17 protein-coding genes are annotated in these 16,574 nt (G+C 57.6%); 14 read left to right on the top strand and 3 right to left on the bottom strand.

Going from position 1 to position 16,574, the window contains the following annotated elements; all coding sequences use genetic code 11:
• The first annotated feature begins 62 nt into the window (after window positions 1-62).
• The 4 genes from KJS55_RS00290 to KJS55_RS00275 all read left to right on the top strand — a co-directional run bounded on the left by KJS55_RS00290 (window position 63) and on the right by KJS55_RS00275 (window position 3,982).
• Entirely contained in the window at window positions 63-749 is a 687-nt protein-coding gene (locus KJS55_RS00290; RefSeq protein WP_187028996.1) for a nucleotidyltransferase domain-containing protein, read from the top strand.
• Window positions 750-961: 212 nt separating this feature from the next.
• A complete protein-coding gene (gene der / locus KJS55_RS00285) occupies window positions 962-2,290 on the top strand; it encodes a ribosome biogenesis GTPase Der (protein ID WP_187028994.1) in 1,329 nt (442 codons plus the stop codon).
• A 4-nt stretch (window positions 2,291-2,294) separates the two neighbouring features.
• Window positions 2,295-2,981 (top strand): glycerol-3-phosphate 1-O-acyltransferase PlsY, encoded by a 687-nt coding sequence (gene plsY / locus KJS55_RS00280; RefSeq protein ID WP_213542373.1) that lies wholly within the window; start codon window positions 2,295-2,297, stop codon window positions 2,979-2,981.
• The gene (locus tag KJS55_RS00275; protein WP_213542372.1) at window positions 2,978-3,982 is read left to right on the top strand and encodes an NAD(P)H-dependent glycerol-3-phosphate dehydrogenase; all 1,005 of its coding nucleotides are present in this window, start codon (window positions 2,978-2,980) and stop codon (window positions 3,980-3,982) included. The genes plsY and KJS55_RS00275 overlap by 4 nt, the downstream gene beginning before the upstream one ends.
• A gap of 131 nt (window positions 3,983-4,113) precedes the next feature.
• Here the strand turns inward: KJS55_RS00275 and KJS55_RS17620 are convergent, their stop codons facing one another.
• A complete protein-coding gene (locus tag KJS55_RS17620) occupies window positions 4,114-4,353 on the bottom strand; it encodes a DUF6485 family protein (RefSeq protein ID WP_428846515.1) in 240 nt (79 codons plus the stop codon).
• Window positions 4,354-4,415: 62 nt separating this feature from the next.
• Window positions 4,416-4,604 (bottom strand): 50S ribosomal protein L28, encoded by a 189-nt coding sequence (gene rpmB / locus KJS55_RS00270; protein ID WP_187028988.1) that lies wholly within the window; start codon window positions 4,602-4,604, stop codon window positions 4,416-4,418.
• A gap of 243 nt (window positions 4,605-4,847) precedes the next feature.
• On the opposite strand from rpmB, the gene hprK reads away from it, so the two are divergent.
• The 10 genes from hprK (at window position 4,848) to KJS55_RS00220 (ending at window position 15,634) form a co-directional block, all read left to right on the top strand.
• Window positions 4,848-5,783, top strand: a complete 936-nt coding sequence (hprK, locus tag KJS55_RS00265) for an HPr(Ser) kinase/phosphatase (RefSeq protein ID WP_187028986.1) — start codon at window positions 4,848-4,850, stop codon at window positions 5,781-5,783.
• Window positions 5,784-5,799: 16 nt separating this feature from the next.
• Complete coding sequence (locus KJS55_RS00260) at window positions 5,800-6,732, top strand: ROK family protein (RefSeq protein ID WP_187028984.1); 933 nt, start codon at window positions 5,800-5,802, stop codon at window positions 6,730-6,732.
• Between the two features lie 21 nt (window positions 6,733-6,753).
• The gene (gene murB / locus KJS55_RS00255) at window positions 6,754-7,677 is read left to right on the top strand and encodes a UDP-N-acetylmuramate dehydrogenase (RefSeq protein WP_187028982.1); all 924 of its coding nucleotides are present in this window, start codon (window positions 6,754-6,756) and stop codon (window positions 7,675-7,677) included.
• Between the two features lie 13 nt (window positions 7,678-7,690).
• Window positions 7,691-8,554 (top strand): RNase adapter RapZ, encoded by an 864-nt coding sequence (gene rapZ / locus KJS55_RS00250; protein ID WP_187028980.1) that lies wholly within the window; start codon window positions 7,691-7,693, stop codon window positions 8,552-8,554.
• Window positions 8,555-8,569: 15 nt separating this feature from the next.
• A complete protein-coding gene (locus KJS55_RS00245; RefSeq protein ID WP_187028978.1) occupies window positions 8,570-9,625 on the top strand; it encodes a gluconeogenesis factor YvcK family protein in 1,056 nt (351 codons plus the stop codon).
• Between the two features lie 33 nt (window positions 9,626-9,658).
• Window positions 9,659-10,558: a DNA-binding protein WhiA gene (gene whiA, locus KJS55_RS00240; RefSeq protein WP_187028976.1), complete on the top strand. Its 900-nt coding sequence runs from the start codon at window positions 9,659-9,661 to the stop codon at window positions 10,556-10,558.
• A 59-nt stretch (window positions 10,559-10,617) separates the two neighbouring features.
• Complete coding sequence (locus KJS55_RS00235; protein WP_187028974.1) at window positions 10,618-11,082, top strand: C-GCAxxG-C-C family protein; 465 nt, start codon at window positions 10,618-10,620, stop codon at window positions 11,080-11,082.
• Window positions 11,079-11,519 carry a DUF3788 domain-containing protein gene (locus KJS55_RS00230; protein ID WP_213542371.1) on the top strand — a complete coding sequence of 147 codons (441 nt, stop codon included), beginning with the start codon at window positions 11,079-11,081 and terminating at the stop codon, window positions 11,517-11,519. The genes KJS55_RS00235 and KJS55_RS00230 overlap by 4 nt, the downstream gene beginning before the upstream one ends.
• Window positions 11,520-11,858: 339 nt before the next feature.
• Window positions 11,859-12,140 (top strand): hypothetical protein, encoded by a 282-nt coding sequence (locus KJS55_RS00225; RefSeq protein ID WP_187028970.1) that lies wholly within the window; start codon window positions 11,859-11,861, stop codon window positions 12,138-12,140.
• A gap of 5 nt (window positions 12,141-12,145) precedes the next feature.
• The gene (locus tag KJS55_RS00220; protein WP_213542370.1) at window positions 12,146-15,634 is read left to right on the top strand and encodes a DNA polymerase III subunit alpha; all 3,489 of its coding nucleotides are present in this window, start codon (window positions 12,146-12,148) and stop codon (window positions 15,632-15,634) included.
• A gap of 292 nt (window positions 15,635-15,926) precedes the next feature.
• Here KJS55_RS00220 and KJS55_RS00215 read toward each other — a convergent pair whose 3' ends face one another.
• Window positions 15,927-16,457, bottom strand: a complete 531-nt coding sequence (locus tag KJS55_RS00215) for a DUF4364 family protein (RefSeq protein WP_187028966.1) — start codon at window positions 16,455-16,457, stop codon at window positions 15,927-15,929.
• Between the last annotated feature and the right edge of the window lie 117 nt (window positions 16,458-16,574).

The following is a 16,574-nucleotide window of genomic DNA, read 5'->3' as shown; positions in this document are numbered from 1 at the left end:
TTCTTCCCTCTTTCTTTTTTGTGCCTGGGAAAGAAACTTGGAAAGCTGAGGAGGAATCCGTCATGAGGGATTTTGAGGCATGGCTCCGGCAGTATCGGGCGGCAGTAGAGGAAGTTTTCGGTGAGAGGATTGTCTGTATCGGGCTGCAGGGCAGTCGCGGCCGGGGAGAGGCGGGAACGGCCAGCGATATCGACATGGTGCTGATTCTGGACGATGTGTCCGCCGAGGATCTCCTTTCTTATCGGGCGGCGGTGAAAAGCCTTCCGGAGCGGGAGCTGCTGTGCGGCTTTGTGTCTGGCAGAGTGGAGCTGGAACACTGGAATCCGGGAGAGCTGTTTCAGTTCTACCACGATACCCGGCCCCTCGCCGGGGATTTGGAGTTCCTGCGCCCCATGGCAGGGCAGGAAGCCGCGGCGCTGGCGGTCCGGGACGGTGCCTGCGCCCTGTATCACGGCTGCGCCCACAATTTGCTCCACGGCCGGAGCCGGGAGGCGTTGGGAGAGCTCTATAAGGCCGCGGGCTTTACTCTGCGGGCCAAGTATTTTGTAGAAACAAAGACATATCTCGCCCGGCAAAGCGACCTTCTGTCGGGGTTGCGTGGAGAGGACCACGACCTTTTGATGGAGGGAATTGCGCTGAGAAGCTGTCCGAACCTGGACGACAGGGAGTTTGACCGGCTTTCCGGCAAGCTGGTGGAATGGGCCGGCGCACTGCTTGCCACTTGCGTATCCAAGAAGTTTCCAGTATAATAAACTGTACTTTTGTACGAAAGTAAGGAGGCATAGCTGTGGGTGCTGTTGGGATCTGACAGAAGATGACAAACCGCAGCAGCCGCCTTGCAAACGGGCCCTGTTGGAGCGCGCAGATGGATGGCCACTTTCCACCGTTGGAAAGAGTGTTTTTACCGCTTTGCGGTGGTGCTGTATCGCGTGTTCCACACGCCCCAGGGAGGGAGATTGAGATGTCAAAACCCATTGTTGCCATTGTGGGCCGCCCGAATGTGGGTAAGTCCATGCTGTTTAACAAGTTGATTGGAAAGCGTCTTTCCATTGTAGAGGACACCCCCGGCGTGACCCGGGACCGCATTTATGGGGAGACGGACTGGAATGGCCGTCCGTTTACTCTGATTGATACCGGCGGCATTGAGCCCCGTACAGACAACCAGATTTTGGCCTTCATGCGGGACCAGGCGCAGATTGCCATTGAAAACGCCACAGTCATCATTTTCCTGACGGATATCAAAACCGGCCTGACCGCCTCCGATCAGGAGGTCGCCGGTATGCTGCTGCGCAGCGGCAAGCCCATTGTTCTGGCAGTGAACAAGATGGACTCCACCGGCGCGGTGAATCCGGATTTTTATGAGTTCTACAACCTGGGCCTGGGGGACCCCATTGCGGTTTCTGCTGTACACGGCCATGGCACTGGCGATCTGCTGGATGCCTGCGTCCAGTATTTCCCACCGGAGGAGGAAGAGGAGGAAGAGGACGACGCCATCAAGGTGGCAGTCATCGGTAAGCCCAACGCTGGGAAATCTTCCCTGGTGAACCAGATTTTGGGGGAGGAACGGGTCATTGTCTCCGATGTGGCCGGCACCACCCGGGACGCCATTGACTCCCGTTTTACCAATGACCAGGGCAGCTTTGTATTCATCGACACCGCAGGCCTGCGCCGTAAGTCCAAGGTGGAGGAGGATATTGAGCGTTACAGCGTCCTGCGGGCCACCATGGCCATTGAGCGCAGCGACGTGTGCCTCATCATGATCGACGCAACGGAAGGTGTTACCGAGCAAGACACCAAGGTGGCTGGGCTTGCCCACGAGGCGGGAAAGGCCAGCATCATCGTGGTGAATAAGTGGGACCTTGTTGAAAAGGACGACAAGACCATGGACAAAATGCGCCAGGAGGTCCGTAACGGCCTGGCTTTTATGACCTACGCGCCGATCCTCTTTATCTCTGCCAAGACCGGCCAGCGGGTGAACCGCCTCTTTGAACTGATTGACTATGTGTCTAATCAGGCGTCCACCCGTATCACGACTGGTATGCTCAACAATGTTCTGGAGGACGCCCAGACCCGGGTGCAGCCACCCACGGACAAGGGCCGCCGGCTGAAGATCTATTACATGACCCAGGTGGGTATCCGCCCACCTCACTTTGTGATCTTCTGCAACGACGTGCGGCTGTTCCACTTCTCCTATCAGCGGTATCTGGAAAACTGCATTCGTAATACCTTTGGCCTGGAGGGGACGCCCATCGTGCTCTCCATTCGTCAGAAGGGCGACAGGGAGGTGTGAGGAGATGCTGGGCTTGTCCGGGATTCCGCTCCCGCTGCTGATTGGCCTCACAGCGGTGATTGCCTATTTCTGCGGCTGTTTCAATGGGGCGGTGATTGTCTCCAAATATATTCTCCGAAACGATGTGCGCAAACACGGCAGCGGCAATGCGGGTCTCACCAACTTCTTCCGCACCTTCGGCGGGCCGCTGACATTCGTGGTGATCCTCACCGATGTGCTGAAGGCTGTGGTGGCCATCCTGGTTGCCAGGGAGCTGTTTACCGCCGGCTATACGGATTTCCTCTCTGCTGCGGATGCCACGGCATTCTGGCGGGTATTTGCTGATTATTGGGCGGCGTTGTTCTGCCTGTTGGGCCACATGTTCCCCTGTATGTTTCACTTCAAGGGGGGGAAGGGCATCCTCTCTGGAGGCACTATTGCTATTATGATCGACTGGAGGATCGCTCTGGTGGTCTGGGGAGGCTTCCTGATCCTTACGATCTTGACGCGGTATGTCTCCCTGGGCTCCTGCTGGGCCGGGGCCAGTTTTCCCTTTGCCACTTGGTTTGTCTATCAGGACCTGGTGATTACCTTGCTGTCCATTGTGATCGGTGGACTGATTCTCTGGAAACACCGGACCAATATCCAGCGGTTGCTGAACGGCAGTGAGAGTAAATTTAGTTTTCATCGAAAAAAGGAGGGCCAGTCATGAAGGCGGTGGTATTGGGCAGCGGCGGCTGGGGTACGGCATTGAGCATGGTTCTTCGGGACAACGGGCATGAGACCTGGTTGTGGTCTCATCATCCCGACAAGGCGGCACAGATGGCGGCGGAGCGGGAGAACCCTCTGCTCAAAGGCGTGCGATTGCCGGAAGAATTGCAGATCACCGGCGACCTCAACTGTCTGGAGGAGGCGGACATGGTGGTATGCGCGGCACCTTCCTTTGCTGTGCGGGAGACTGGGCGGAAGATCGCCCCCTATCTCCGGCCGGAGAGCGTCCTGGTCTCTGTCTCCAAGGGCATTGAGCGGGACACAAACCTGCGCATGAGTGAAATTTTGCGTCAAGAGACCCATAATGTCTGTCAAGTAGTATCGCTTTCGGGGCCTTCGCATGCAGAAGAAGTGGCTATCCAGATGCCCACGGGCTGCGTGGCGGCCTGTCCAGACCGCACGGCTGCGCGATTTGTCCAGGATGCCTTTATGAACGATTACTTCCGAGTCTACACCAGTTATGACATCGTGGGCGTGGAGCTGGCGGCGGCGATGAAAAATGTGGTGGCCCTCAGCTGCGGCATCTGCGCAGGCCTGGGGTTTCAGGATAACACCAAGGCGCTGTTGATGACCCGGGCCATGGCGGAGCTGACCCGCTTGGGAGAGCAGCTGGGCGGTACCCGGCGCACCTTTGGCGGACTTGCCGGTATGGGTGACTTGATTGTGACCTGTACCTCTATGCACTCCCGGAACAACCGGGCCGGCATTCTGATCGGCCAGGGAAAGGCCGTCCAGGAGGCTATGGAGGAGGTAGGCGCTGTGGTCGAGGGCTATTATGCGGCCGAGAGCATCCATCAACTGGCGGAACGAGAGGGTGTGGAGATGCCGATCTGCCGCTGCACATATGAGGTGCTCTATGAGGGGAAACATGTCCGGGATGTGGTGAGCGAGCTGATGACTCGTGCCAAGAAGGACGAACTGTTGGAAACCGCCTGGCTGTAAGTACCCATAAGAAAACCGGGAGAGCTTTGCTCTCCCGGTTTTTTGACTTTCTATCAATGCGGCGACGGCTGTTGCGTGATTCGAAGCCGCCCAAGGATAGGGACGCCTTTTTGCCGGATCGCTGCTCACGATCAGTCTGAAGAGGCAAGGCGGCCTGCTGGCTCCCGTATCGGTGGTTGCGTTTCCAGAACCCGCCTGGCAAAGGCCTCTATAGAGCAATCCTCCACGGTTTCACCGGGTTTGATCACAAAATCCCAAAAACAGCTGGGAATTTCCCGCTTACGCAGTTCCTTTTCAATACACAGGGAACACCCCTGATCATGATGGATGGGGTGACAACGGCACTTTTGGTTTTGACAGGGACAGAACATCATATGGCCTCCAGCAGATAAAGAAAATCCCGGACAAAAAGTCCGGGATCGCTGTTTGTACATCAGATCGCTCTTGTGACCTTGCCGGAACGCATACACCGGGTACAAACATACACATGGCGGGGGCTGCCGTCGACGATTGCCTTCACACGCTTCACATTGGGCTTCCAAGCGCGATTAGAGCGCCGATGGGAGTGAGAGACCTGAATGCCGAAGGTAACGCCCTTGTCGCAGAACTCGCATTTAGCCATCCGTTGCACCTCCTTGCTGCTGCGTACTTCAAGGCCTTTACAGGCACAGCTAATATCTTAACAGAAATGTTTTCAAAAAGCAAGAAGAATTTTCAAAAAAGTTCAAGTTTTTTGGGAGGGCTCCCTGTAGGGAAAGTGTTGCGGAATCTCCTGGATTCATATATAATGAATACATAAAAGCGGCGCACATACACAAGATGAATCCCGGCTGACAAGACCGGGGAGGAAAGGCGAGGAAGGCACATGCGGTGTAATGGAGTAAAGCTCACGAAGTTCATCCAGACGTTTGGTCTGGAGGTGGTCAACCAGGGCAGCGATTTCGACACAGCTCAGCTGACGATTATGGATGTGAACCGGCCAGGGCTTCAATTTCACCATTTTTATGATTACTTTGATCCCCGCCGCCTTCAGGTGATCGGCAAGGCAGAGGCTACCTACCTTAAGAGCATGACGCCAGAAAGGCGCCGGAAGTGCTTTGACAGTTTATTTTTGTATGACATCCCGGCGCTGGTGATTTGCCGGGGCTTGGACTTCTGCCCGGAGTGCATTGACAGTGCCAAGGAGCACGAGAAAACGCTGCTGCGCTCTCAGGAGACCACAGTGGAATTTACCAGCCACACCATTGAGTATCTGAACCGAACGCTGGCACCCTGCGTCACACAGCACGGTGTGCTGCTGGATATTTACGGTGAGGGAGTGATGATCACGGGAGACTCCGGCATCGGCAAGAGTGAGTCCGCGATTGAACTTATCATGCGGGGGCACCGGCTGGTAGCGGACGATGCAGTAGAACTGCGGCTGATCTCCAATCAGCTCATCGGCACTGCACCGGAGATTATTCGTCATTACATCGAGCTGCGCGGTATCGGCGTGATTGACGTGCGGCAGCTCTTTGGCCTGCGGGCGATCAAGGTGGAGTCCCAGCTGGATTTGGTGGTTCATTTTGAGCCCTGGGATCAGACGAAAATCTATGACCGCCTGGGAATTGAGGACCATTTTACGGAGATTTTAGGGATTCAGGTGCCCATCATTACGATTCCTGTGCGGCCAGGACGGAATCTGGCCAGCATCGTAGAGGTGGCCGCGATGAACAACCGCCACCGGAAGGTGGGGTACAACGCCGCGGAGGAACTAGCACGGCGGGTGGACCAGCGAGCGGATCGAGGCAGCATGGAGTAAACAGGAGGGAAACGGCTTGTATATTGGCATTGATGTAGGTGGGACGAATCTGAAAGCCGGCCTGGTGGATGAGAGCGGCCATCTGGTGGCTGTGGAGCGGACGCCGCTGGATTTTCAGAGCCCGGAGCAGTTCGCGGCGGCGACGGCGCATCTGGCGGCGGCGGTGGCCCGCAAGGGCTCCGTTGGCCCGGAGGAGATTGCCTGTGTAGGTATGGGGCTCCCAGGAGCAGTTTCCCATGACACGATCCTCTTTATCACCAATATTCCCATGCAGAATGTCCCGATTGTCAAGCTGTTCCGACAGCATTTCGATGTGCCGCTGCTGCTGGGCAATGATGCGGACTGTGCTGCTGTGGGCGAGTTTTTTTGCGGCGCGGGCCGTGGCTGTCAAGATCTGGCGGTGGTAACGCTGGGCACCGGCATTGGATGCGGATTGGTTTTGGGCGGCAGACTGCGGGGCGGTGTCGCATCCAGCGAGGGAGGACATATCACCATCTGCCAGGATGGGGAGCTGTGCAACTGTGGCCGGCGGGGATGCTGGGAGCAATATGCGTCCGCCACGGCGCTGATCCGTGAGACCAAGGCGGCCATGGCCGCTCATCCGAAGAGCCTGCTTCATGAGCTGGCGGCCCAGAACGGCGTGGAGGGCAAGACGGTCTTCCAGGCAGCGGAGGCCGGGGATGAGACGGCTCTTATGGTGTGTCAGACGTATGTACGTTTTTTGGCAGACGGGGTGATCAGCCTGGTGAACATGCTGCGCCCAGAGGTGGTGGCCATTGGCGGCGGTGTGGCCGGCGCACCGGATGCACTGCTGCTGGAGCCCCTACGGGAGCTGGTGAATCGGGAGAGCTATGCCCGCCATGGCGGCCGGTCCACCCAAGTGCTGCGGGCGGAGTTGGGGAATGACGCAGGCATCTTAGGCGCCGCGCTGCTGCAGCGTGCCATTTGACTTTTTTGAGGAGGTCTTTCCATGTCCTGGGAGACAGAATTTGACAACTGGACGGCGGAATACCTGCCGGACCTGCGGATTCTTTGCAATGAGCCCATGAGCCGCCATACCTCGTTTCGCATTGGCGGTCCAGCCAAACGGATGGCACTGCCGGAGCGGAGGGAGCAGCTGGTGCTGCTGCTGGATTATGCACTTGCCTGTGGTGCGCGGCCTCTGATCATTGGAAATGGGACGAATCTGCTGGTTGCGGATCAAGGACTGGATCGGCTGGTGATTGATACCTCCAGTGCTCTGAACCGGACCGGCCCCGGAGAGCAGCCGTCCACAGTCATGGCAGAGGCCGGTGCGACACTGGCGCGGGTGGCGGATTTTGCCTGTAGACAGGGGCTGACGGGACTGGAGTTTGCCCATGGTATTCCCGGCACAGTGGGCGGAGCGGTGTGTATGAACGCCGGGGCCTATGGCGGCGAGATGAAGCAGGTGATCCAGGAGGCGGCAGTGTTTTTCCCACAGGAAGGGGTCCGGTTTCTGACGGCGGAAAAGATGGCTTTTGGCTACCGTCACAGTCTTCTCACAGACCAGCCGGAGGCGGTAGTGCTCTATGCGGTGTTTCGCCTGGCACCTGGAGAGCCGGAGGCGATCCGGGAGACCATGCGGCAGCTGATGGAGCGCCGCAGGGCCAGCCAGCCTTTGGAGCTTCCCAGCGCCGGCAGCACCTTCAAGAGGCCGGAGGGCCACTATGCCGGCACCCTGATTGAGCAGTGCGGCCTTAAGGGACTGACTGTGGGCGGCGCTCAGGTCAGTGAGAAGCACGCTGGATTCGTTGTGAACCGGGGCGGCGCCACCTTCGCAGATGTCACAGAGCTGATCTGTCAGATCCAGCATTGTGTCCTGGAGAGGACCGGCGTCCATATGGAGCCGGAGGTTAAGATCATTCGCTCCTGAGAGAGGGGACAACATGGAAATTCTGATTATCTCCGGTCTTTCCGGAGGCGGCAAGAGCAAGGCTGCCTCCTTTTTGGAGGACATGGGATTCTATATTGTAGACAATATGCCAGCCGCCATGATTTTAAAATTCGCGGAGTTCTGCGCGGGAGGTGGCGGACGATATGACCGGGTGGCCTTGGTATACGACGTGCGCACCGCCACCTCCTTTACCGAGCTTTTTGACGTGCTGGACCAGCTCAAGACCATGGAGTGCGAGTGCAGGATGCTGTTTCTGGAGGCCTCGCCGGAGGTGGTCATTCAGCGTTATAAGGAGACCCGGCGCCGCCATCCTCTGCTGGGCAGGACAGACTCGCTGGAAGAGGCGGTTCGCCAGGAACGGGTACTGATGGAGCCCCTGAAGGCCCGGGCAGATGTGGTGATCGACACCTCTCATACCAGCACCGCCCAGCTGCGAGCGAGGCTTCTGCACGAGTTTGGAAGCGAGACGGAGCAGGGCAGCATGGCGGTCCAGGTAGTTTCTTTTGGATTTAAATATGGCCTGCCTATGGAGGCGGACCTGGTGTTTGACGTGCGGTTTATGCCAAATCCTTTTTACATCGAGGAGCTGCGCCCACGGACGGGACTGGAGAGGGCGGTGGCCGGCTATGTGTTCAGCTTTCAGCAGACGAAGGAATATCTGGTGAAGCTGCAGGACCTGTTGACGTTTTCCCTGCCTTTGTATGCAGAAGAGGGGAAGACGGCGCTGGTCATCGCAGTGGGCTGTACAGGCGGACGGCACCGCTCGGTTGCGGTGACACATGCTCTAGCGGAATTTTTGCGGAGCCACTGTGGCTGTCCTGTGGCGGAAACCCATCGAGACATCGCCCGCGGTTGAGAAAAGAGGCATGTCATGAATCAGCTCTACCATACTCCGCGGGAGCAGGGGCCGCGGATCGTCGCCATTGGCGGTGGCCACGGCCTTTCCAACATGCTGCGGGGCTTGAAGCGATATACGGAAAATCTATCCGCCATCGTGACGGTGGCGGACGACGGCGGCGGCAGCGGCATGCTGCGTCAGGACCTGGGGATGCCGCCTCCCGGTGATCTGCGCAGCTGCATGGAGGCGTTGGCCAACACTGAGCCGCTGATGCGAGAGCTGATGCACTATCGCTTCACCGAGGGGTCCTTAGCTGGACAGAGCTTTGGAAATTTGTTTCTGGCAGCCCTCAATGGGATTTCTCCCTCCTTTGATGCGGCAGTGGCCCGAATGAGCGAGGTTCTGGCCATCACAGGCCGGGTACTGCCGGTGACAACGGCGGATGTCCAGCTGAAGGCGTTTTTTGAAAACGGCGCCTCCGTGGTGGGGGAGTCCAAAATTTTTTATTGTAAAAAACGGGAGGACTGCCGGATTACCCGAGTGCGTCTGGTGCCGGAGCACCCCCGGGCGCTGCCGGAGGCTTTGACAGCCATCCGGGATGCGGATGTATTGCTGTTGGGCCCTGGGAGCCTCTATACCAGCATCATCCCCAATCTGCTGGTGGATGGGATTGTGCAGGCAATTCAGGCGTCTCATGCACTCAAGATTTACGTATGCAATGTCATGACCCAGGAGGGGGAGACGGAAGGATATACCGTCTCCGACCATATCCAGGCGCTTTTTCAGCATGCGGCGCCAGGCCTTTTTCAGGTATGCCTTGCCAATTCCTCCCCGATCCCGCGGGAGGTGGCTGCCCGCTATGCCTCGGAGGGCGCGGAGCCGCTGCAGTGCGACGTCCGGACCTGTGCTGCTCTGGGGGTGGAGGTGGTGCGCCGCCCTATGGCGGTGGTAGAGGATGGATATGTTCGACACCATCCGGATGCACTGGCCAGAGAACTGATTCTGCTCCACGCCGAGCGCAGTGTCCGCATCGCCGGCAGCGGTGCCCGTGACCGAGCGGACGCCTATCGGATGGAACATCAAAAATAGGAGGAACCGGTCTGAGCGGCCGGGAGGGGAGCCATGTCCTTTTCCTTTGATACCAAAAATGAGCTGTGCCGGCTTCCAGTGCAAAAGCTCTGCTGCGCCAGAGCGGAGGCCTATGGCATTTTGCTCTATTGCAATACTTTCAGTTCCTCGGAGGTCCGGATTATTACAGAAAACCCCAATTTTGCCGCGCGTCTTCCAAAGCTCTTCCAGCGAGCCTTCAATGTGCAGTTTGACCGTCTCCCAGAGCCGGAGGCAGCGGGGAAGATGGTGTTTCAAATCACGGACAGCCGGAAGCTGGACCATATCATCAATCTGTTGGGCTATGACCCCCGGCAAAATCTGGTCCTCCACATCAACTTTGGACTGCTGGAGGAGGAGTGCTGTCGAGCGTCTTTTCTCCGAGGGGCCTTTTTTGCCGGCGGCAGCCTGACGGACCCTTTGAAGCGGTACCATTTGGAGCTCAATACCTCTCATTTGCAGGCCAGCAGGGAGTTGGAGGTGCTGCTGCGGGAGTGTGGATATCCGCCAAAGGGACTCTCTCGCAATGGCAGCTTCATTACCTACTTCAAGCAGAGCGACCAGATTGAGGACTTTCTCACCTTGATTGGCGCCCCGGTGGCTGCTATGCATCTGATGTCCGCCAAGCTGGAAAAGGATTTGCGCAATAGCGTCAACAGGCGGCTAAACTGTGACAGTGCGAATTTAGACAAGGCAGTGGAGGCCGCGCAGGAGCAGCTGGAGGCTATCCGGAGGCTCCGGTCCGCTGATTTATTAGACAAGCTTCCGGACAAGCTCAAAAAGACGGCGGCGCTCCGGCTGGAATATCCAGAGCTGAGCTTGAGTGAGCTGGCAGCGGCCTTTGACCCGCCAGTGACCAAGTCCTGTCTAAACCACCGGCTGCGGAAAATCCAGGAGCTGGCAAAAACTTTGTGAATTACTGTGATGTAAAAATACTTGTCAGATAAAATACATCTATAGGTGGAGGGGTTACTGTGGAGGAAAAATGCCTGAGCCGCTGTGCTGCGGCCTATCAGTATCATCAGGACGGGTTCAACTGTGCACAGTCCGTAGTGGGTGCCTTTCAGGACCTGCTGGGGATGGACGAAAAACAGGCCATGGCCATGGCAGGCGGTTTTGGCGGCGGCGTGGGCGGAAGTCACGCGGAGCTGTGTGGCGCCGTCAGCGGCGGCGTGCTGGTGTTAGGTCTTTTGACGCCTCACACGGATAGTGCAGACAAAGAGGGAAAGCGGCGAATCTATGCTGTGGCCAAGGAGTTTCGAAGCCGGTTCGAGGCGGTTTTTGGCCTGACCCGATGCGGAGAGCTGCTGAAGGCCCGTCCTGGCGTTACAGAAAGGAACTCCGCCTCGGCTTGCCTGGGCGTGACAGCCCACTGTGACAATATGATTGTCACTGCAGTGGAGCTTGTGGAGCAAATGCTTGCGGAGGAACGGGAATGACAGAGTGGGTGACGCTTTATCCTCAGACGTCTGAGCCTCTGCGGGAAGAGGTGGACCTCTATGTGGCGAGCCCTCTTTGGATGGAGCTGCGGGCGTATCTGGAGAAGGAGCTCCATGCTGCCTCACGTGTGGAGTATAGCCGCTGTGGGATGGAGCCTGGATGGAATGTCAAATTCAAACAGGGCGGCAGGTCCCTCTGCACCGTTTATATGCGGCGTGGATATGTGACCGCCATGGTTTCCATCGGCGCGCGGGAGGAGAATGCCGCCCAGCTGGTCTTGCTGGCTTGCACGGCATATACCAGAGAGGTCTACCAGCATACAGCTGCCTCACGGATGGGCCGCTGGCTGATGCTGGATGTCACCTCGCCGGAGGTCTTGGCAGATGTGAAGGCACTGGTGAATCTCCGGGCAAAAAAGGTCTCCAATCAAACCTGAGGGAAGACTGGGGAGCGGTGTCGCTAGGAATCAGAAACGGATGGATTGCCACCAGGTGCCGGAGCTGGTTCACATCCTGTTTTACGGCGGGCTTGTCCTGCTCCTGGCGGCTTGGGCGGCCGCCTCAGTGGGAGGCGAAGTTGCAACCGCTGTTCCATGCGCGTCTTGAGGGCTCTTGGGTATGCGGATGATTTTTGCTTTTACCCGGTACCCATGCTGCGGGAAGTCCCTATGTCTGGGTAGTCGGATTCCCATGCACCTGCCGGGATTTTGTCCCAACTGCGGTGAAAGACTGTAATGCGGATACAGCAATGATAGCGGTCAGAAAGAGAGGATGCGATGAAACAAGAGAAAGGGTCCCTCCACCGGGCGATGACTACATTCCGAATCGCCTATTTCGGCGGAATCGTCTGTATGGTTCTGGCCATGCTGTTTGGGCGGCTTGCGCCGCCAGTCCTGTATATGTTGGGTGGGGCGGGGATTCTTGGAATGATTGGCGGCCTGATCTATGGCTCCCAGGCCATCCGCTGTCCCCACTGCGGAGGCGGGCTGACCGTTGGCCGTCTGCCGGGAGTGCCCCGGTATTGCCCGTACTGCGGGGAAGCGCTCAAGGAGGAGTAATGCCCATGTCTTTTGTCCATTTGCATGTCCATACAGAATATAGCCTCTTGGACGGAGCCTGCCGCATCCGGGATTTGCCGAAGATCGTCAAGGAGATGGGGCAGACCGCCTGCGCGGTCACAGACCACGGTGTGATGTACGGCGCGATTGATTTCTACCGCGCCTGCCAGGCAGAGGGAATCAAACCCATCATCGGCTGCGAGGTGTACGTGACGCCCCAGGGCCGTTCCCGGTTTGATAAAATCCATGAGTTTGACGCGGAGAGCCGCCATCTGGTGCTGCTGTGCGAAAATGAGGAGGGGTACCGGAATCTCTCTTACCTGGTCTCAGCGGGATGGACGGAGGGGTTCTATATCCGCCCCCGGATTGATTTGGAGCTGCTGCGAGAACACAGCGCAGGGCTGATCGCCCTCTCTGCGTGCCTCGCAGGGGAGATTCCACGGCGGCTGCGGAACGGAGAATATGAAAACGCCAAGCAGTATGCGCTGGAACTGGCCGAGATCTTTGGGCCAGAGCGGTTCTACCTGGAGCTCCAGGACCATGGCATCCAGGATCAGCAGGCAGTCAACCAAGGAGTGCTGCGCATTCACCAGGAGACGGGGCTGCCCATGGTATGCACGAACGACGCACACTATCTCCGCAAGGAGGACGCGGAGGCCCACGATGTGCTGCTGTGCATCCAGACCGGCAAGACGCTGGACGATGAGAACCGGATGCGCTATGAGCCTCGGAACTTCTACCTGCGCAGCGAGGCGGAGATGGCCGCCCTTTTCCATGTCTATGAGGGCGCGCTGGAAAATACCCAGAAGATCGCGGATATGTGCCATCTGGAATTTACCTTCGGAAAGTATCACCTGCCGGAGTTCCAGCTGCCTCCGGGCTATGACAGCTTTTCCTACCTGAAAAAGCTTTGCGACGAAGGGTATCAGGCCCGCTACGGTGGGAACGATCAGTATCGGGGCCAGCTTCACTATGAGCAGGAGATGATTGAGAAGATGGGCTTTACAGACTACTTTCTCATCGTCTCGGATTTTGTCCGTTACGCCAAGAGCGTGGACATCCCCGTAGGGCCCGGGCGGGGCAGTGCGGCGGGGTCCATGGTCAGCTACTGTTTGGGGATCACGGACATTGACCCCATGAAGTACAGCCTCTATTTCGAGCGTTTTTTGAACCCGGAGCGGGTCAGCATGCCGGATATTGACATGGACTTCGGAGATACCCGGCGGGACGAGGTCTTTGAGTATGTCCGCAGAAAGTACGGCGACGACCATGTGGCCCATATCGTGACCTTTGGCACCATGGCGGCGCGGGGTGTGATCCGGGACGTGGGCCGGGTGATGAACATCCCCTATGCGGATGTGGATGTGATCGCCAAGCAGGTACCCGCCGGCCCCGGTGCCCTCCATATCACCTTGGATGACGCACTGCGGCTCTCCAAGCCCCTCAGCGACGCCTATGACACCGATCCTCAGGTCCGGCGGCTCATCGACACTGCCAAGGCTTTGGAGGGGATGCCCCGCCACGCCTCCACCCACGCTGCCGGTGTGGTCATCACCAAGAATCCGGTGGTAGAGTATGTGCCCCTCTCAAAAAACGATGATACGGTGGTTTGCCAGTATGTCATGACAACGCTGGAGGAGCTGGGGCTTCTCAAAATGGACTTTCTGGGCTTAAGAAACCTGACGGTGCTGGACGATGCCGTGAAGATGGTACAGGAGCGGCAGCCGGACTTCTCTCTGAAGGATATCCCGGAGGACGACCGGGATACCTTTGAGATGATCTCGGCCGGCAAGACCTCTGGCGTGTTCCAGATGGAGTCTACCGGTATGACAGGTGTGTGTGTGGGTCTTAAGCCCCAAAATATTGAGGATATCACCGCAATCATCGCCCTTTACCGACCGGGTCCTATGGACTCGATCCCCCGCTTTATCGCCTGTAAGCACAATTCCTCACTGATCAGATACCGCCATCCGTCTCTGGAGCCAATTCTCTCCGTCACCTATGGCTGCATCGTTTACCAGGAGCAGGTGATTCAAATCTTCCAGCAGCTGGGCGGCTACTCTCTGGGGCAGGCAGATATGGTGCGGCGGGCCATCTCCAAGAAAAAGGCCGCCCAAATCCAGCGGGAGAAGGATGCCTTCATCCACGGAGATCGGGAGCGAAAGATCGCCGGGTGCGTGGCCAATGGAATTCCGGAGGCCACGGCGGAAGCCATTTATCAGGAGATCTACGATTTTGCCAATTACGCCTTCAACAAGGCCCACGCAGTGGCCTATGCGGTGGTAGCCTACCAGACGGCGTATTTTAAGTGTCACTTTACCAAGGAGTATATGGCGGCGCTGCTGACCAGCGTCTTGGATAACTCCGACAAGGTGGCGGGCTATATCAATGAGTGCAAGGAGTGCGGTATTGATCTGCTGCCGCCGGACATCAACCGCTCCGCCGACCGCTTTACTGTGGAAGAAGGCGGCATCCGCTTTGGCCTGGTGGCGATTAAGAATATCGGCCGAGGCTTTATCCAGGCCGTGATGCGCCAGCGGGAAGAGCGCCCCTTCGCCTCTTTGAATGACTTCTGCCAGCGGATGCAGGGCAGCGACATGAACAAGCGGGCGGTGGAGAACCTGATCCGCTCCGGAGCCTTTGACTCTCTGGGAGGCCGCCGGTCCCAGCTGATCCAGGTATATGAGAAGGTCATGGATTCCGTCGCGGCAGTGCGGCGAGACAATGTAGAGGGACAGATGGACTTCTTTTCCATGGCTGCTGGCACCCAAAGCAGCGCAGAAAAGGAGACACCGCTGCCGGATATTCCGGAGTTCTCCGTCCAGGAGCTGATGCTGATGGAAAAGGCCACTACGGGACTCTATCTCTCCGGCCATCCCATGGATCAGTATCGGGACGCAGTGCACAAGCTGGGAGCACCCACCATCGGCTCCATCCTGGAAGATTTTTCCCAGGAGGGAGGCCCCACCCGCTTTGCCGATGGTCAGAGGATCACCATCTGCGGCGTGGTGTCTTCCAGCAAGACCAAGACCACGAAAAATAACTCCCTCATGGCCTACGTCATGGTAGAGGACGATACCGCAGCTATCGAACTGCTGTGCTTTTCCAAGGTACTGGACACCTGCGGCGCGTATCTGAAGGAGAATCAGGCGGTGGTGGTGAGGGGAAAACTCTCCGTCCGGGACGAGAAGTCCCCGCAGATCATGTGCGACTCCGCGTATCTCCTCTCCACTGTCAGCGGCAGCATCCCGCCTATTCAGGAGGCCGGTGAGAAGCTGGTGCAGGGTGAGACGCTGTTTCTGAAATTTCCCAGCCTGGACCATCCTTCCATGCGGCATATGAAGCTGGTGTTTTCCATGTTTCCTGGTACCTCCCAGGTCAAAATGGTGATGGCGGACACCCGTAAGGTCTTTGCCACGCAGGTCCTGTTGCACCGGGCGCTGATTCAGGAGGCCCGTGAGACTTTGGGAGAGGAAAATGTGGTGGTAAAATAACAGAAAAGCTCGTGTCCTATTGGACACGGGCTTTTTCGTTATGTTTTCCAGTGAAGAAGTGCGCCCATCCCTGCGGCACCCAAGGTCAGGCAGACGGCCTGGAGCCTGAAAACCGGGTCCCTCACTGCCGGGAATGGGGTTGATCTGGACCCAGAGCACCAAGAGCAACGCCGCCACTGCGGTGAAAAGAGCCATACCTGCCAGCGGCGCAGCAGCCAGCGGACCAGGGCTCCCGCCAGAAATGGGAAGAGAAAAACACAGTCCAGATTCCACAGAATTTGGTGAATCGAAGTCACTCCTCGTCCTGAAGCAGCATGCTCAGCAGCGTGCTGTACAGTCGCTCCGGGGTCTTTTGAAACCGAGTAGCCACCGCTTTGGCCATATCTTCCCGTGGGACCATGAGCTGTAATCCTAGAAGCTCGCCCATATCGTCCTGCAAATTCAGCTTTACGGTAAAGGTCCCATTGGAGCGTTTTTCATAGGCTGCCTTTACCTGGTTTTTCCGGCGCAGCTTCCGGTTCCAGGCCTCCAAATTTTTGTCGCAGCGCAGCCGCACGGAATAGGCCAGACTGCTCTCGCAGATTTTGCTGTTGCGCAGTCCCTTTTCCGTAATGGCGTACAGCCCTTCCTCCGAGAGGGTCAGATGCCCGGTATCTACCAGGTCCCGCAGGCACTCAGAGAAATCAAAATAGTCGATGGCGTCGTCACACAGCGTCAGGTCCAGTATGGTGTCAAAGGGCACCGGCTCAATGACGCGGGCAGCGATATAGAGGATGAGCACCTTTAAGTCCAGCTCGTCCTGCACAAAGCCCTTTCCGGGCATAGCCGTCACCTCCGTCTCTTCGTTCTGACCCCAGTATACCGCATCCAGAGGTGGTTTGTACAGGAAAAAATCCGAGCTGGCGCCCTCCTTGTGGGATAGTTTTCAAAAACGGAAAGT

Source organism: Pusillibacter faecalis, from assembly GCF_018408705.1.
GTDB lineage: Bacteria > Bacillota > Clostridia > Oscillospirales > Oscillospiraceae > Oscillibacter > Oscillibacter faecalis.
This window is presented reverse-complemented; position numbering and strand designations above follow the sequence as displayed.

Bases quoted from the DNA above. Each gene is read 5' to 3' on its own strand.
- plsY (WP_213542373.1), top strand. From the start codon at position 2,295: ATGCTGGGCTTGTCCGGGATTCCGCTCCCGCTGCTGATTGGCCTCACA.
- hprK (WP_187028986.1), top strand. From the start codon at position 4,848: ATGCGGTGTAATGGAGTAAAGCTCACGAAGTTCATCCAGACGTTTGGT.
- KJS55_RS17620 (WP_428846515.1), bottom strand. From the start codon at position 4,353: ATGTTCTGTCCCTGTCAAAACCAAAAGTGCCGTTGTCACCCCATCCAT.
- KJS55_RS00215 (WP_187028966.1), bottom strand. From the start codon at position 16,457: ATGCCCGGAAAGGGCTTTGTGCAGGACGAGCTGGACTTAAAGGTGCTC.
- der (WP_187028994.1), top strand. From the start codon at position 962: ATGTCAAAACCCATTGTTGCCATTGTGGGCCGCCCGAATGTGGGTAAG.
- KJS55_RS00230 (WP_213542371.1), top strand. From the start codon at position 11,079: ATGACAGAGTGGGTGACGCTTTATCCTCAGACGTCTGAGCCTCTGCGG.
- KJS55_RS00225 (WP_187028970.1), top strand. From the start codon at position 11,859: ATGAAACAAGAGAAAGGGTCCCTCCACCGGGCGATGACTACATTCCGA.
- KJS55_RS00290 (WP_187028996.1), top strand. From the start codon at position 63: ATGAGGGATTTTGAGGCATGGCTCCGGCAGTATCGGGCGGCAGTAGAG.
- rapZ (WP_187028980.1), top strand. From the start codon at position 7,691: ATGGAAATTCTGATTATCTCCGGTCTTTCCGGAGGCGGCAAGAGCAAG.
- KJS55_RS00275 (WP_213542372.1), top strand. From the start codon at position 2,978: ATGAAGGCGGTGGTATTGGGCAGCGGCGGCTGGGGTACGGCATTGAGC.
- KJS55_RS00220 (WP_213542370.1), top strand. From the start codon at position 12,146: ATGTCTTTTGTCCATTTGCATGTCCATACAGAATATAGCCTCTTGGAC.
- whiA (WP_187028976.1), top strand. From the start codon at position 9,659: ATGTCCTTTTCCTTTGATACCAAAAATGAGCTGTGCCGGCTTCCAGTG.
- KJS55_RS00245 (WP_187028978.1), top strand. From the start codon at position 8,570: ATGAATCAGCTCTACCATACTCCGCGGGAGCAGGGGCCGCGGATCGTC.
- rpmB (WP_187028988.1), bottom strand. From the start codon at position 4,604: ATGGCTAAATGCGAGTTCTGCGACAAGGGCGTTACCTTCGGCATTCAG.
- murB (WP_187028982.1), top strand. From the start codon at position 6,754: ATGTCCTGGGAGACAGAATTTGACAACTGGACGGCGGAATACCTGCCG.